General features: G+C 40.2%; 16 protein-coding genes. 15 read left to right on the forward strand and 1 reads right to left on the reverse strand.

What is annotated here, in order from left to right; genetic code table 11:
* The first annotated feature begins 3 nt into the window (after positions 1 to 3).
* The 14 genes from flgL (at position 4) to C9414_RS02535 (ending at position 13,707) form a co-directional block, all read left to right on the forward strand.
* On the forward strand, positions 4 to 912 hold the full coding sequence (gene flgL / locus C9414_RS02470; RefSeq protein WP_107162998.1) for a flagellar hook-associated protein FlgL: 909 nt from the start codon (positions 4 to 6) through the stop codon (positions 910 to 912).
* Positions 913 to 958: 46 nt separating this feature from the next.
* Positions 959 to 1,537 (forward strand): DUF6470 family protein, encoded by a 579-nt coding sequence (locus C9414_RS02475; protein ID WP_047201872.1) that lies wholly within the window; start codon positions 959 to 961, stop codon positions 1,535 to 1,537.
* A gap of 28 nt (positions 1,538 to 1,565) precedes the next feature.
* Positions 1,566 to 2,000 (forward strand): flagellar assembly protein FliW, encoded by a 435-nt coding sequence (gene fliW, locus C9414_RS02480; RefSeq protein WP_107162999.1) that lies wholly within the window; start codon positions 1,566 to 1,568, stop codon positions 1,998 to 2,000.
* A complete protein-coding gene (csrA, locus tag C9414_RS02485; protein ID WP_008360181.1) occupies positions 1,994 to 2,218 on the forward strand; it encodes a carbon storage regulator CsrA in 225 nt (74 codons plus the stop codon). Before fliW ends, csrA begins: the two co-directional genes overlap by 7 nt.
* A gap of 161 nt (positions 2,219 to 2,379) precedes the next feature.
* Positions 2,380 to 2,721 (forward strand): flagellar protein FlaG, encoded by a 342-nt coding sequence (flaG, locus tag C9414_RS02490; protein ID WP_039181788.1) that lies wholly within the window; start codon positions 2,380 to 2,382, stop codon positions 2,719 to 2,721.
* Between the two features lie 20 nt (positions 2,722 to 2,741).
* The gene (locus C9414_RS02495) at positions 2,742 to 4,271 is read left to right on the forward strand and encodes a flagellar hook-associated protein 2 (protein ID WP_107163000.1); all 1,530 of its coding nucleotides are present in this window, start codon (positions 2,742 to 2,744) and stop codon (positions 4,269 to 4,271) included.
* A gap of 17 nt (positions 4,272 to 4,288) precedes the next feature.
* The gene (fliS, locus tag C9414_RS02500) at positions 4,289 to 4,693 is read left to right on the forward strand and encodes a flagellar export chaperone FliS (protein WP_024423612.1); all 405 of its coding nucleotides are present in this window, start codon (positions 4,289 to 4,291) and stop codon (positions 4,691 to 4,693) included.
* Positions 4,690 to 5,031, forward strand: a complete 342-nt coding sequence (gene fliT, locus C9414_RS02505; RefSeq protein WP_107163001.1) for a flagella biosynthesis regulatory protein FliT — start codon at positions 4,690 to 4,692, stop codon at positions 5,029 to 5,031. The genes fliS and fliT overlap by 4 nt, the downstream gene beginning before the upstream one ends.
* A gap of 13 nt (positions 5,032 to 5,044) precedes the next feature.
* On the forward strand, positions 5,045 to 5,425 hold the full coding sequence (locus C9414_RS02510) for a DUF8042 domain-containing protein (RefSeq protein WP_039181775.1): 381 nt from the start codon (positions 5,045 to 5,047) through the stop codon (positions 5,423 to 5,425).
* A gap of 33 nt (positions 5,426 to 5,458) precedes the next feature.
* Positions 5,459 to 7,144, forward strand: a complete 1,686-nt coding sequence (locus tag C9414_RS02515) for a methyl-accepting chemotaxis protein (RefSeq protein WP_047201869.1) — start codon at positions 5,459 to 5,461, stop codon at positions 7,142 to 7,144.
* Between the two features lie 188 nt (positions 7,145 to 7,332).
* Entirely contained in the window at positions 7,333 to 7,896 is a 564-nt protein-coding gene (gene hpf, locus C9414_RS02520) for a ribosome hibernation-promoting factor, HPF/YfiA family (protein ID WP_024423608.1), read from the forward strand.
* A 198-nt stretch (positions 7,897 to 8,094) separates the two neighbouring features.
* Positions 8,095 to 10,620, forward strand: a complete 2,526-nt coding sequence (gene secA, locus C9414_RS02525; protein ID WP_107163002.1) for a preprotein translocase subunit SecA — start codon at positions 8,095 to 8,097, stop codon at positions 10,618 to 10,620.
* A gap of 67 nt (positions 10,621 to 10,687) precedes the next feature.
* A protein-coding gene (prfB, locus tag C9414_RS02530; protein WP_098677688.1) for a peptide chain release factor 2 occupies positions 10,688 to 11,789 on the forward strand; the annotation gives its coding sequence in 2 pieces (ribosomal slippage) (positions 10,688 to 10,759 and positions 10,761 to 11,789; 1,101 coding nt in all).
* A gap of 124 nt (positions 11,790 to 11,913) precedes the next feature.
* Positions 11,914 to 13,707, forward strand: a complete 1,794-nt coding sequence (locus C9414_RS02535; RefSeq protein WP_107163003.1) for a M3 family oligoendopeptidase — start codon at positions 11,914 to 11,916, stop codon at positions 13,705 to 13,707.
* A 16-nt stretch (positions 13,708 to 13,723) separates the two neighbouring features.
* Here C9414_RS02535 and C9414_RS02540 read toward each other — a convergent pair whose 3' ends face one another.
* Positions 13,724 to 14,458, reverse strand: a complete 735-nt coding sequence (locus tag C9414_RS02540; protein ID WP_107163004.1) for an alpha/beta family hydrolase — start codon at positions 14,456 to 14,458, stop codon at positions 13,724 to 13,726.
* A 189-nt stretch (positions 14,459 to 14,647) separates the two neighbouring features.
* Here C9414_RS02540 and C9414_RS02545 point away from each other — a divergent pair, with 189 nt between their 5' ends.
* Positions 14,648 to 15,496, forward strand: coding sequence for a YitT family protein (locus tag C9414_RS02545; RefSeq protein ID WP_047201865.1), 849 nt, complete (start codon positions 14,648 to 14,650; stop codon positions 15,494 to 15,496).
* Positions 15,497 to 15,514: the final 18 nt, after the last annotated feature.

The following is a 15,514-nucleotide window of genomic DNA, read 5'->3' on the forward strand; positions in this document are numbered from 1 at the left end:
CGGATGCGAGTCACACAAGGTATGATTTCTCAAAACTCACTTCGAAATATTAGTAAAAGTTATGAAAAACTTTCTAAGATTAATGAGCAGGCACAAACAGGAAGACGTTTCACGAATACGTCTGATGATCCTGTTGCAGCAGTAAAAAGCCTTCAATATAGTACTGCCTTGTTTCGAAATGAACAGTATAAAAATAACTTAAATGAAGCACAAAACTGGATTGATACATCTGAAACAAGTGTCACTGAAATTATTGATATTATGTCAAATATACGAGATAAAGTGCTTGATGCGGCAAACGGAACAAAGCAGCCAGAAGATTTAGCAGCTATCGGAGTGGAAATTGGTCAGATGAAGAATCAAATCATCGATGCAATGAACACTCAAATGCTAGGTAAGTTTGTATTTAATGGAACAAGTACAAATGTCAAGCCAGTTGTTGAGAATGCAGACGGTACGTATACATTTAACTTCGAAAATTATACAGATGCAAATGCTGTTCAAGCGAACATTTCTGATGGGATTACTTTAAATGTAAACTCAAATCCAATCTCAGCGTTTGGTGGACAGGCCAACGGTCAAAATGTCATTGAAATGCTGACTGATTTAGAAAATTCATTGAAAAATGGAACATTCGCGAATTCTGATGATGCATTAGGAAGTATCGATCAGTTTAAAGAAGTGATGAGTGCTGAGCGATCTGACCTAGGAGCGCGTTCGAATCGTGTTGACTTAGTAGGAAGTCGTTTGACTTCACAATACCAAGTATTGAAAAATGCTAAATCAGATAATGAAGATGTTGAAAGTGAAAAGGCCATTCTTGATCTTCTTCAACAAGAGACGGTGAATAGAGCTGCTTTAGCGACAACAGCTAAAGTCATTCAGCCATCCCTTGTTGATTTCTTAAGATAATAAAAAGCATCCGATGGGTGCTTTTTTGCATCATGGAGGTGAACATATGCAAATCCCTAAATTGTTAATGCAGCAAACCTATGCAAAGCTTCAAATGTCGACTACTCCTTCTAGGCAAGAAGTAGAGCAGCCACGAGCGGACCTTGAGATTCAGCAGCCGCGAGCTGTCATGGATATCAAAAAGACACCATCGAAATTAACCATTGATCAAACTGAGGCATTTGCCGATATGGACATCAAGTCGATTTTTAGACGTTCTGAGGAATGGGCAGCTGAGGGGAAACGTGCTGTTGGAGAAGGAATTGGCCGAAGAGCGGAAGAAGGAAGTGAACTTATCAAGATCGAGAATGGTGGAAATGCGATTGCTGAGTTTGCCAAGATCAACGGCAGTCCTCCAGCAAAACAATTCACCATTGGTGTGATACCTTCATTCTTTAGTGTGAAAATTCACTATCAGCCTTCTGAGCTTCAAATTGATGTGGAGCCGCAAAAAGCTGTCATAGAGGCAACACCTCATAAACCAATCGTTAACTATCAGCCAGGTAAGGTCAATATTGATATGTTACAATACCCAGAATTAAAAATAGAAGTTGACGAAACGGGCCATAATGGTGATAAGGTATAGTAAAGAAAAACGAAAAAGGTCGTGAATTATGATCATTCAAACAAAATACCATGGTGAAGTGACAATCAAAGAGGAGCAAATCATCAACTTCTCTAACGGGATACCAGGATTTCTGGATCAAAAACAGTTTGTCATTTTGCCTTTATCAGAAGAATCTCCGTTTTTAGTTCTTCAATCATTGAAAAACGCAGCATTGGGCTTTATCGTCAGCAGCCCTTTTTTATTCTTCAATGAATACGAATTTGATTTAGACGAAACGGTTGTAGACATTCTGGAAGTAGAAGATGCCAATGATGTGGAAGTAATGGTTATTTTAACAATGGAATCATCTATTGAAAAAACAACAGCTAATTTAAGAGCGCCTATTATTGTGAACCGGAAAAACATGAAAGCCAAGCAGGTGATTTTGCATGATTCAGCCTATCATACAAAACATTTGTTAGAGGTGGCATCCTCATGTTAGTGCTGTCTCGTAAATTAAACCAATCAATTCAAATAGGCGATGATATTGAAGTCAAGATTATTTCAATCGAGGGCGATCAAGTGAAAGTCGGGATTGAGGCTCCTAAGCACATTGATATTCACAGGAAAGAAGTGTACCTGTCTATTCAAGAAGAGAACAATCGTGCTGCGAGCTTATCCTTAGATCTCCTCTCTCAATTATCCTCACAAAAAAAGTGAGGATTTTTTTATTGCATTCAGCTGTCCTTCTCCGTGGGAAAGCGTTTTGATACAGATGTTCATGATCTATAGGAAACTTTAACAAATCGGTCCATCTATATTTAATTTGCAAATTCAAAGCCGATATAAAAGATAGATTAAAGCACAGGAGCTGAATAACTATGTCTGTTGGTAAGTTGACATCACTAGAGCCAATTATCGATGCATTTCAAACCCGTGTTTCTAATAACCAGAATGACAATGTAAACTCTGACTCACAAGCAAATGGCAGGGCTGTTTCAAAAGAAGAAATTGAAAAAACGCTTCAAGGTGCAAACAAGCTGATTGAACCTACTCAATTTCATCTTCAATTTGAATTACATGAAAAACTCAATGAATATTATGTCAAAGTCGTAGATAACCAAACAGAAGAAGTTATTAGAGAAATTCCTTCCAAGGAATGGCTTGATTTCTATGCGGCAATGACAGAAATTGTCGGTTTATTTGTAGATAAAAGAATGTAAATGAAGGGAGAACATAAACAATGGTCAATCGTATTACTGGATTTTCAAATGTGTTCGATATTGATGAAATCGTATCAAAGCTGATGAAAACGGAGCAGGCACCACTTGATAAAATGACACGCCAGAAACAAACACTTGAATGGCAAAGAGACAGCTATCGCGAGGTTAACTCGAAAATCAAAGAATTAGATGATTTGATCAACAGTTTAAACTTAACGCGTCCAAGTACATATGGCGCAAAAAAGGTAACAAGCTCTAATGAATCTGCTGTCACAGCAACTGGGTCAACAAATGCGACCTCTAGCTCTATTCATGTCACTCAACTAGCGACAGCTTCTGTCTTCAAATCCTCTGGTACATCTGGATTTACACCAGCAAATGGCACGTTTACGTTTGAAGTGACGACACCAGATTCAACAAAACCGAAAATGGTGACGATCAATACCTCTGATTCCGATACAATCGATGACATCGTGAAAAAGCTGAACAGCGCGCAATTAGGTGTGACGGCTTACAAAGGCCAAATCTCTGATGGCACTAACTACGTGGATACAATTGCTCTTACTTCTCGGACAACTGGTGAGGGTGTCAGTATTAAAGCAGCTGATGGCAATTCGGCTTCATTTTTAACGCAATTAGGCTTCCAAGTAGATGGAGATAACAAATTAGTTGCGACCACTCAAGGACAGAAGGCGCAATACGAGATTAATGGTCTGAAAATGGAAAATAACAACAATACATTCACACAGGCTGATATTACGTACGAACTTAAAGGAACAACGGATCAGCCTGTCAGCTTAAACGTTTCAACAGATGTGGATGCAATCTATGACAAAATTAAACAATTTGTTGATAAATACAATGAGCTCGTTGAGCAGATTAATGGTAAAGTCAATGAAAAGAAAAACAGAGACTATCAGCCATTAACGGCTGAAGAGAAAAAAGGGATGTCTGAAAAAGAAATAGAGCTATGGGAAACAACTGCGAAGTCTGGCTTGCTGAGAAGTGATTCCATTTTACGATCTGGTGCCTCTAAAATAAGAAGTGATTTGTATGCTAATATTACGACAAGTGATGCGAATAAAATCCAACTCACACAAATCGGTATTGAGACATCATCCAAGTATAAAGATGGCGGAAAGCTGGAATTTAGTAAGGATATAAATGGAGTAGAGAAATTAAGAAAAGCCATTGAAGAAGACCCGGAGAAAGTCAGACAAATGTTTATCTCGGGTAGTTTAAATGTGGATTCAAAAGATAAAGACAAAGCACAGCAGCAATATCAAGAACAAGGAATCATTTATCGTGTCAAAAATTCCTTAACTGCCTTCACGAAGAGCATTCAAACAAAGGCGGGAAGCACAACAATGGAATTAAAGGAATACGGACTTGGTAAGGACCTTGATTCTTTGACAAAACGAATGAGTACATTCCAAGATCGTTTAAAAATGGTTGAAGCCCGTTACTACAAAAAGTTTAACGCCATGGATAGTGCAATTCAAAAGCTCAACAACCAATCTGGCTACCTTTCTCAACTGCTTGGACAATAATTGGAGGTTTATAACATATGGCAATACAGAACCCTTATGCCGCCTATCAGAAAAATTCTATTGAGACCGCAACACCTGCCGAGTTGACGCTTATGCTTTATGAAGGCTGCTTAAAGTTCATTAGAATAGCGAAGCATGCCATTCAAAAAGAGGATGCAGAAACGAGAAACTTGAACCTGAAAAAGGCTCAAAACATCATTCAAGAATTAAATGTCACCTTAAATCGTTCCTATGACGTATCAAAGAGTATGGCAAGTATGTATGATTACATTTATCGCAGACTAATAGAAGCTAATCTTCAAAATGACGAAGAGATTTTGAATGAAGTAGAAGAGTACGTAACTGATTTCCGTGATGCGTGGAAGGAAGTCATTCAAACCGATCGAAAAGGCCGTCACCACTCTATCGGGGGCTCTCTATGAGTATTGTGGACCAGCTGCATGAACAAACATTAAAAATGGCAGCCGAAATAGCGGAAAATCCGCAAAGTGAAACACTTGTTGAAGACTTTGATGCCTTTTTAATTGAGAGAGACGAATTAATGAGAGATATACAGCATGAATTGACGGATCAAGAAAAAGAGAAAATCCGAGAAATCATACAAACAGATCAACAGATGGCGAAGCAATTAACGGTTATCCAAAATGGGATAAAAGCAGATATTCAAGCCATTCAAAAAAAGAAAACAAAACAGCTGAATTATCAAAATCCATACCAGCCCATAACAAGTGACGGCGTATACTACGATAAACGGAAATAAATAGGTGAGACCTGTGGCGTATCGTTCAAATGACTATATTTTATTAACCACATATTATGAACTTCTATACACGATAGAAGAGAGTCTAAAATATTTAGATGAAATTGAGAAGGATTTTGACAAAACAGAAGGGGATCGGATCTTTAATGATCTGATCCATGCCTTCTTTCATTTAGACACAACACACCCCCTTCTGCTTTCAATTATAGAAAATGAACACTTTGCCAAAACGATTCGTTCGTTTGATCAAATATTTTTAAGTTTTGATATACTAGCTTTCTATACATTCCCTTCAAATCACTTCCAATCATTCCTGAAATCATATTTTATACCTGAATATAGAAAGTGGATGGATGAAATACATGCCTGTATGAGGCCGTATGTCATTCATTAATTTTTGTCCAATTCAGACCATTCGGAGGAAATTATGAGACTAAAAAATCAATTTTTATTTGGGCTTATTGTCATATGTGTATTGTTTGTCAGTATGTTAGGATTCTCAAGCTTTCTCTATTACAAAACAGATCAATCCTATAAAGCGTTATTAAGCAAGGAAGTGAAGCTTTATCAGACCTCGCTGGAATTAGAGGCGCTTCTGCAAAAGCAGGAAGCACAGATTAAAACATATGTCGTCGTCCAAGATGCAGAAAATTTGCAGAAAATTGAGCAAACATATGAAGATATTAATAAGAAAACAACAGAAGCTTCGAAATTAAGTACGGTCAAACAAGCAAAAAATCTATTAGATCAAATCTCAGAAAAAAATTATCTCTACTACACCTCAACGAATCGATTATTTAATTCATTAAATATGCAAAATCAAAAAGAATTCAACACCCGCCTCACTCAAGAATTACAACCTATCGAACAAGAAATACATACCTTTACAAAAGAATTCGCTCAAAACCAGCTAAAACAACGTGATCAAAAAATCAATCAGCTTAATCAAGATAGTAATCAATTATTGCTTACACTCATTTTGGTCAGTGCTGCGATTATTGTTGGCTTTCTGGTGATTGGTGTCAGATTCGTTCATCGCATGACAAAACCAATTGTTTCTGTCACAAATGCCGCAAGAAGGATGGCAGATGGTGACCTGACCCTTGAAGAGATTGAAGTGACCTCTAAAAATGAGATTGGTCAGCTCGGCACAGCCTTTAATCAAATGACGGCTCATTTGCGTCAGCTTATTTTGCAGGTGCAAAGCGGATCAAGACAGCTTGCTGATTCTGCTGCTCAATTTGAGGAAACCATCAGTCAAACGATATCGGCTAGTGAGCAGACATCTAGCTCGATCGAACAGGTCAGTGAAGCTTCACGTGAACAATCAGATGCGGTCGGAAAAGTCGCCTCTGCCATTCAAGAAGTATCGACTGGCATGCAAAATGCAGCTGTACACACGTCCGATGTTTCGGGTCACTCAATTTCAGTGACTGAAAAGGCTGAAGAGGGTGCCGCTCTTATTCAACAATTTGTGAAACAAATGAGTTCTATTAAAGAGTCTGTGAATGAACACCATTCCACAATGGCCAATGTACAAGCGCAGTTTACAGGCATTCAAGGTCTGTTAGGTCATATCCATGCCATTGCTGACCAGACGAATTTACTTGCTTTAAACGCAGCTATAGAAGCAGCAAGAGCGGGAGAACATGGAAGAGGTTTTGCAGTTGTAGCAGATGAAGTGAGGAAGCTGGCAGAAGAATCTAGTCAGCTGACAGATCAAATTAGTCAATTACTCGAGAACGTGAACAAAGATACAGAAAGGTCATCGCAATCGATGACGAAGGTTGAACGGGATGTAGCAGAGGGTGTAAAAGTATCACAATTATCTGAACAGAGCTTCCATGAAATCCTGGAATCTATTCGTGATATTTCAATGAAAGCCGAAGAGCTGTCAGCCACTGCAGAACAGATTTCTGCTAGTACAGAGGAAATTTCTCAAACGGTTGGTGTCATTGAAGAAGGTGCGAAACGAAACTCAGAAGAGACGGAGTATATGTCTGCTGCTGTTGAAGAATCATTAGCGGCCAATGAAGAGATGAAAGCCGCTGCGGAGGATTTAAAATCCTTGTCTCAATCGCTGAAAACATCGATTTCATCTTTTACCATTTAATGTGCGCTGGTCTTTTTCAAGAATCAGCCGAATATATATTCATCACCTATCAAGAAACAGTTGAAGCACCGCAAAATTCGACAAATTTCAATAAATATTCACATTTTTTTTACGTTTGAGCAGGAGAAAAGGAGGGAAAAGTAGAAATAGGTTTACATATCCTTAATTTTAAAGGAGGCGTTCTTTACATGAATTACAATGTCAGAGGAGAAAACATCGACGTAACACCTGCACTAAGAGATCATGTCGAGAAAAAAATTGGAAAGCTGGAGCGTTATTTTGAGACAGATGTTGATGCTTCAGTCAACGTGAACTTGAAGTTTTACAACGATCAAGAATCTAAAGTTGAGGTTACCATTCCAATGACTGATCTAGCACTTCGAGCTGAGGTGCATAATGAGGATATGTACAATGCAGTAGACCTAGCAGCCAGTAAATTAGAACGTCAAATTAGAAAGCACAAAACAAAAGTAAACCGTAAATTCCGCGAGCAAGGTGCCAAAAAGCACTTATTTGCTGGAGGAAATGGTACGGCTGAAGTAGCGGTTCAAGATGACGAAGAGATTGATGAAACAGAAATCGTCAGACAAAAACGTTTCAACTTAAAGCCGATGGATAGCGAAGAGGCCATTCTCCAAATGAACATGTTAGGTCATAGTTTCTTCGTTTTCACAAATGCTGAGACAAATTTGACCAATGTGGTTTATCGCCGAAATGACGGTAAATATGGACTCATTGAGCCAAACGCTTAAATATCAGTTGATGCTGATTCAAAAACAACCTAAATAAAGTAAACCCGTTCCTTTCATAAGGGGCGGGTTTTTTGTGCGAAATTATGGCAAATTCTTTGGAAATGAAAGAAGGTATGGTATGATAAATGCAGGTAAATATGGACCTGTCAAACTTTTGGACATGCCGAAAAATTGCATGAAATAGAGGAGCGTTATTATATGCTTGGAATCTTAAACAAAGTGTTTGATCCTACGAAACGTACGATCAGCCGATATGAAAAAAAGGCAAATGAAATCGAAGCTCTCGCTCAAGATTTTGAAAAATTATCTGACGAGGCTTTACGAAATAAAACGATTGAATTTAAAGAAAAACTTGAAAAAGGACAATCCGTGGATGACCTGTTGGTTGAAGCATTTGCTACGGTTCGCGAGGCTTCCCGCCGCGTAACAGGAATGTTCCCATTTAAGGTGCAGCTCATGGGGGGGATCGCACTTCACGAAGGCAACATCGCTGAAATGAAAACAGGTGAAGGGAAAACATTGACATCAACAATGCCTGTTTATTTAAATGCTCTTTCTGGAAAAGGCGTCCACATCGTGACAGTCAACGAATATTTGGCAAGCCGTGATGCGCAGGAAATGGGCAAAATTTTTGAATTTCTTGGTTTAACGGTCGGCTTAAACTTAAACAGCTTAGACAAAGATGAAAAAAGAGAAGCGTACGCCGCTGATATCACGTATTCAACAAACAATGAACTCGGCTTTGACTATTTACGAGATAACATGGTGCTTTACAAAGAGCAGATGGTTCAGAGACCACTTCATTATGCTGTGATCGATGAGGTTGACTCCATTTTAATTGATGAAGCGAGAACACCTCTTATTATTTCTGGACAAGCTGCGAAATCAACAAAGCTTTACGTACAAGCCAATGCATTTGTCCGTACATTAAAAATCGAAGATGATTTCACGTATGATATTAAAACAAAAAGTGTGCAGCTGACTGAAAGCGGAATGACGAAGGCGGAAAAAGCTTTCGGTATTGAGAACCTGTTTGATGTCAAATATGTCGCGCTCAACCATCACATCGCTCAGGCGCTGAAAGCACATGTTGCGATGCAAAAAGACGTGGATTATGTGGTAGAAGAAGGCCAAGTAGTCATCGTTGACTCCTTCACAGGACGTTTAATGAAAGGACGCCGTTATAGTGAAGGTCTGCATCAAGCCATCGAAGCAAAAGAAGGTCTTGAAGTGCAGAACGAAAGCATGACACTAGCAACAATTACGTTCCAGAACTACTTCCGTATGTATGAAAAGTTATCTGGTATGACTGGTACAGCAAAAACGGAAGAAGAAGAATTCCGTAACATTTACAACATGCAGGTTGTGTCAATCCCGACCAATCAACCAGTAGTTCGTGATGACAGACCTGATTTAATTTACCGCACAATGGATGGTAAATTTAAAGCAGTGGCTGAAGATGTTGCGCAGCGCTATATGACAGGACAGCCAGTTCTTGTCGGAACAGTAGCAGTTGAGACATCTGAGCTTATTTCTAAGCTGCTTAAAAATAAAGGCATTCCTCATCAAGTGTTAAACGCGAAAAACCATGAGCGTGAAGCACAAATTATTGAAGAGGCTGGTCAAAAAGGTGCTGTGACCATTGCGACAAACATGGCAGGACGTGGTACTGACATCAAGCTTGGAGAAGGTGTAAAAGAACTTGGAGGTCTGGCTGTTATCGGGACAGAGCGTCATGAATCCCGTCGTATTGATAACCAGCTTCGCGGACGTTCTGGACGTCAAGGAGACCCAGGGATTACCCAATTCTATCTATCCATGGAAGATGAATTGATGCGCCGATTTGGTGCAGAGCGAACGATGGCGATGCTTGACCGCTTTGGCATGGATGACTCTACACCAATCCAAAGTAAAATGGTGTCTAAAGCCGTTGAATCATCTCAAAAACGTGTAGAGGGGAACAACTTTGATTCCCGTAAGCAGCTTCTGCAATATGACGATGTGCTTCGTCAACAGCGTGAAGTGATCTACAAACAGCGTTTTGAAGTCATCGATTCCGACAACTTAAAATCAATTGTCATCAATATGATCCAATCTTCAATTGAGCGTGCTGTGGGATCTTATACGCCAAAAGAAGAGCTGCCTGAAGAATGGAAACTAGATGGTCTTGTTGAATTAATCAACACGAACTATTTAGACGAAGGTGCCATCACGGTCAAAGATATCTTCGGTAAAGAAGCAGATGAAATCACAACTTTCATCATGGATCGTATTAAAGAAAAATACGATGCAAAAGAAGAAACATTTGGCGAAGAACAAATGCGTGAATTTGAAAAAGTCATCGTTCTTCGTGCGGTGGATTCGAAGTGGATGGACCATATCGATGCAATGGATCAGCTGCGTCAAGGTATTCATTTACGTGCGTATGCACAAACGAATCCGCTACGTGAATACCAAATGGAAGGATTTGCGATGTTTGAGCATATGGTTGCTTCAATTGAAGATGATGTGGCCAAGTATGTCTTGAAATCAGAAATCCAAAACAACCTAGAACGTGAAGAAGTGGTTCAAGGTCAAACAACGGCTCATCAGCCACAAGAGGGCGATGAGGAGAAGACAGTGAAGAAAAAGCCGGTACGTAAAGTCGTAGACATTGGACGAAACTCTCCATGTCACTGCGGAAGCGGCAAGAAATATAAAAATTGTCATGGGAAGACAGAATAATTAATGGAAAGAGGTGAAAACCTCTTTCTATTCATGTCAGCCCCCATACATCTATGAGGTGAAGGATATGGAATTAGTAGAAATTAGACAAGAGCTTGAAAATATGGCTAGCAGGCTAGCTGATTTTAGGGGGTCTCTTTGACTTAGAAACAAAAGAAGCCAAAATCGCAGAGCTTGAAGCGACGATGTCAGAGGCTGATTTTTGGAATGATCAGCAAAAGGCTCAAGGCGTTATCAATGAAGCCAATGCACTGAAGGATTCTGTGAATTCCTATCATGAGCTCAGTGAATCGCATGAAGAGCTGCAAATGACGCATGACTTATTAAAGGAAGATTATGACGAGGAGCTTCATGCAGAGCTTGAAAAAGAGCTGAAGAACTTAACGAAGCAATTTAACGAATTTGAGCTGCAGCTTCTCTTAAGCGAACCTTATGATAAAAACAATGCCATTCTGGAGCTTCACCCAGGTGCTGGTGGTACCGAATCACAGGACTGGGGTTCTATGCTTCTGAGAATGTACACTCGCTGGGCAGAGCGCAGAGGCTTTAAGGTCGAAACGCTTGATTACCTTCCAGGTGATGAGGCAGGAATTAAGTCTGTGACTTTGCTCATCAAAGGGCATAACGCTTACGGTTACTTAAAAGCTGAAAAAGGTGTCCATCGTTTGGTCCGTATTTCTCCTTTTGATTCATCTGGCCGTAGACATACATCCTTCGTTTCATGTGATGTTATGCCGGAATTCAATGAAGAAATTGATATTGATATTCGCACAGAGGATATCAAGGTGGATACGTATCGTGCAAGTGGAGCTGGCGGTCAGCACGTCAATACGACGGACTCTGCTGTTCGTATCACACACATTCCAACCAATGTCGTCGTGACGTGCCAAACAGAAAGATCACAAATCAAAAACAGAGAACGTGCGATGAAAATGCTGAAATCGAAACTTTATCAAAAACGGATCGAAGAACAGCAGGCAGAATTGGATGAAATCAGAGGAGAGCAAAAAGAAATTGGCTGGGGAAGCCAGATTCGCTCTTATGTATTCCACCCTTATTCTCTTGTGAAAGACCATCGAACCAATACGGAGATGGGAAATGTTCAAGCGGTGATGGATGGAGATTTAGATTCATTTATCGATGCTTACCTACGTTCGAAATTATCATAAAAACTCGGCTTCTTGCCGGGTTTTTTTAATTGTGAGAAAATATAATGAATATAAAGGAATACATACGACATACTGATTCTATATCCTTTGTATGATGAAATTAGTAAATAAAGGGGGAAATATTTTGGGATTAACACCATTGCAAGAAACGTGGGATTTAGATGCCTTTTTTAAAGGAGGCAGTTCTTCACCAGAATTTAAGACATACCTGCAAACCATTCAGCAGCTATTAGATGAATTACGACAAAAGGTGGATGCCTTTTCAAAAGAAGATACACACATTGAAAGCAAATTAACGTCTGTCCTTGACACGTATGAAACTACATATAAAAAATTGTCTCAAGCAGGTTCATATGTATCCTGCCTCCAAGCTCAAAATACGAAGGATATGAAAGCAGGCAGCCTTCGAGGTACGATTGCCAAGCTAGAAGCGGATTTAGGAACCATCCTTGCACTGTTTGATCAAGCGCTTGCTGCTATTCCTGCAACCAAGTGGGAAGAACTGATGAATTCAGCAGCCTTTTCAGATGTCCGCTACATATTAAATGAGCGAAGAGACCGTGTGAAAGATCAATTACCTGTTGAACAAGAAACACTGATTCAAAAGCTGGCTGTAGATGGTTACCATGCGTGGGATGAGCTTTATTCCAGCTTAGTGAATAAAATTACCATTCCGTTTGAACAGCATGGTGAAACGCAGATGATCTCTGTAGGCCAAGCGGAAAATGCTATGGATAATTCAGATCGTGAAGTCAGAAAAGCCGTTTACCACAATCTAGAGCATGCATGGACGCAGGATGAACATTTATTTGCAAGTACGCTCAACCACCTAGCTGGTTTTCGTTTGCAAGTGTATGAAGCAAGAGGCTGGGATCACATTTTAAAAGAGCCGCTTGAAATTTGCCGTATGAAACAAGAAACCCTTGATACAATGTGGTCTGTGATTGATGAACATAAGCAGCCATTCATTGATTATTTACACCGAAAAGCTGAGATGCTTGGAGTGGATAAGCTGAGCTGGTTCGATGTTGGGGCTCCTATCGGCAATGAGACCAAAATCTATCCTTATCAAGAAGCAGCTGCTTTTATTGTGAAACATTTCGCTGGATTTGGAGAAGAGCTCGCTGCTTTTACAGAAAAAGCCTTTAACGAACGCTGGGTAGAAGCTGAGGACCGTCCAAACAAACGGGTAGGCGGCTTTTGTACAAATTTCCCTGACAGCGGAGAATCACGCATTTTTATGACCTTCTCAGGAAGTCCATCCAATGTGGCGACACTAGCGCATGAGCTTGGTCATTCATTCCATCAGGACGTGATGCAGGATGTTCGCATTCTGAATCGCAAATACGCAATGAATGTAGCTGAAACAGCGTCCACCTTCGCAGAAATGATTGTAGCTGATGCTTCATTAAAAGAAGCGGCAAATGAAGAGGAGCGTCTCAGCTTGTTAGAGGATAAGCTGCAGCGCAGTGTAGCATTCTTCATGAACATTCAATCTCGTTTCTTATTTGAACAGCGATTTTATGAAGAGCGTAAACAAGGAGAAGTGCCGGCTGACCGATTGAATGAATTGATGGTCGAAGCGCAGAAGGAAGCGTTTGGTGACTCATTAGATGAATACCATCCTCATTTCTGGGCGTCTAAGCTGCATTTCCATATCACGAATGTTCCATTTTATAATTTCCCATACACCTTTGGATACATGTTCTCGTTAGGAATTTATGCAAAAGCATTGCAGGCTGGTACATCGTTTGAAGAGAAATACATTGCATTATTAAAAGATACTGCTTCAATGACAGTAGAAGATTTAGCTAAAAAGCATCTAGGCGTTGACCTTACTCAAAAAGCATTTTGGGAAGAAGCCATTCGTTTGGCTGTAGCAGATGCTGAAGAATTTTTAGAAGTGACGAAAAAATAAAAGTGAAAAGCTCCCGTTATGGGAGCTTTTTTGCTGGCTTCAGCCAATCCAGCATTGTCTGAATGAGATCATTTTGCTGAGACAGGGCTGGAATGTCCGCCGGCTGATCTCCTTTTTGTTTGCCATACATGCCAAATTGCGCATGATTCCCGCCTTTTATTTCATGATAAACGGTTTGAGACGGCAGATTTGCTTTCGATTTTTTGATTTTCTCTTGTGTTGCCAGCCCATCCTTTTCACCTGAAATAGAGAGGACTTTTAGTGACGATTGTTTCAGGTCATCTGATGCTGGATAAGATGCTAGGAAAAAGAGTCCATCTAGCTTGCTCTGATTTTTTTCTGCAAACATAGCGGCAGCTGCCCCGCCAAGTGAATGTCCGCCAATATACCAGTGTTTGATCGTTTGATGATCTTTGATGATGTCCTGCGCTTTGTTTGGATTGAAGATCGCAAAGGAAAATGGCATGTCAGGGATAAAGACAGAGTAGCCTTTTTTCATCAGCGTATCCCCAATATAGGCATACGCAAGTGGTTCCACCTTTGCCCCAGGATAGAGAATGATGCCAGTATCACTTTTTGATGCTTCAAAAGTATAAACATCGTTTTTATGTTCCACTCGCTCCATGTTCACCTGTTTTTTTAATGCTTCTGATGGTCCGTATGTAAAGCGGCTCCATATATAGAAAGCACCAAAAGCTAAGATGATCAGTGCAAGTAATGTCATACCTGTTATCTTCAGTATTTTCTTCATCGCATGCCCCTTCTTTCTCATGTACATATTAAATATACCATCATTTACTCCTATGCCAACTGGCAAGTACGCTGATCCGTCTGTGTGATAAAGTGTTAATCCATTAGCACTGCATTTGGCTGTTATTTACAATCGTTTTAAGAGGGCTTAAAATAGGTGTGCATTCAGAAGTAACGGAGGAAGAAAGACATGAAGCAGGGATATTCACAATTTTGGATTGAAGTGAAAAATTATTTGTTCATTTTAATCGGATCTGCCATTGTGGCGATTGGATTTAATACGTTATTATTGCCGAATCAGATTGCAGCAGGCGGTGTGAGCGGAATTAGTACCATTATGCAGTCATTCGGCTTTGAAGCAGCGTATGTGCAATGGGGGCTCAATATTCCGCTGTTTATCGCTGGCTTTTATTTATTAGGCGGTACATTTGGAGTGAAAACACTCGTTGGCTCGATTTTTTTACCTTTCATGGTGTTTGTCACAAGACATATTGCACCTGTCACACATGAAGCGCTGCTGGCAGCTATTTTTGGCGGTGTGGTCATTGGAATCGGTATAGGGCTCGTGTTCCTTGGGAATGGATCAACAGGTGGAACGGCACTCGCTGCCAAAATCATCAATAAGTACACCGGACTCACGCTAGGCACATGCTTAGCGATGATGGATGGTTTGATTGTTCTGGCTGCAATGACGGTCTTTGGAATCGAAGAGGGGCTATACGCGGTCATTGGTGTGTTTATTTCGAGTAAAACGATTGATGTGGTACAGGCTGGCTTCAGTCATTCGAAAATGGCGATGATCATTACCGGGCATGAAGATGAGGTCAGACAGGCAGTTTTTGATCAAATTGACCGCGGTGTGACGAAGATCTCAGCAGTCGGAGGGTATACCGATCATGACCGCCCAATTTTGATGTGTGTCGTTGGGCAGTCACAATTCACAAAGTTGAAACAAGTGGTGAAAGCAATCGATGCATCAGCATTTGTCATTGTAATGGATGCAAAAGAGGTGCTTGGTGAGGGTTTTAAAAGGGCATAAACAAGGATATAATAGCGT

The organism is Bacillus sp. Nf3, assembly GCF_003028545.1.
GTDB lineage: Bacteria > Bacillota > Bacilli > Bacillales > Bacillaceae > Bacillus > Bacillus safensis.

Excerpts from the sequence above, each read along its gene's own strand:
- C9414_RS02495 (WP_107163000.1), top strand. The coding sequence starts at position 2,742 with ATGGTCAATCGTATTACTGGATTTTCAAATGTGTTCGATATTGATGAA.
- C9414_RS02540 (WP_107163004.1), bottom strand. The coding sequence starts at position 14,458 with ATGAAGAAAATACTGAAGATAACAGGTATGACATTACTTGCACTGATC.
- fliW (WP_107162999.1), top strand. The coding sequence starts at position 1,566 with ATGATCATTCAAACAAAATACCATGGTGAAGTGACAATCAAAGAGGAG.
- flgL (WP_107162998.1), top strand. The coding sequence starts at position 4 with ATGCGAGTCACACAAGGTATGATTTCTCAAAACTCACTTCGAAATATT.
- fliS (WP_024423612.1), top strand. The coding sequence starts at position 4,289 with ATGGCAATACAGAACCCTTATGCCGCCTATCAGAAAAATTCTATTGAG.
- hpf (WP_024423608.1), top strand. The coding sequence starts at position 7,333 with ATGAATTACAATGTCAGAGGAGAAAACATCGACGTAACACCTGCACTA.
- C9414_RS02545 (WP_047201865.1), top strand. The coding sequence starts at position 14,648 with ATGAAGCAGGGATATTCACAATTTTGGATTGAAGTGAAAAATTATTTG.
- fliT (WP_107163001.1), top strand. The coding sequence starts at position 4,690 with ATGAGTATTGTGGACCAGCTGCATGAACAAACATTAAAAATGGCAGCC.
- flaG (WP_039181788.1), top strand. The coding sequence starts at position 2,380 with ATGTCTGTTGGTAAGTTGACATCACTAGAGCCAATTATCGATGCATTT.
- C9414_RS02475 (WP_047201872.1), top strand. The coding sequence starts at position 959 with ATGCAAATCCCTAAATTGTTAATGCAGCAAACCTATGCAAAGCTTCAA.
- csrA (WP_008360181.1), top strand. The coding sequence starts at position 1,994 with ATGTTAGTGCTGTCTCGTAAATTAAACCAATCAATTCAAATAGGCGAT.
- secA (WP_107163002.1), top strand. The coding sequence starts at position 8,095 with ATGCTTGGAATCTTAAACAAAGTGTTTGATCCTACGAAACGTACGATC.
- C9414_RS02515 (WP_047201869.1), top strand. The coding sequence starts at position 5,459 with ATGAGACTAAAAAATCAATTTTTATTTGGGCTTATTGTCATATGTGTA.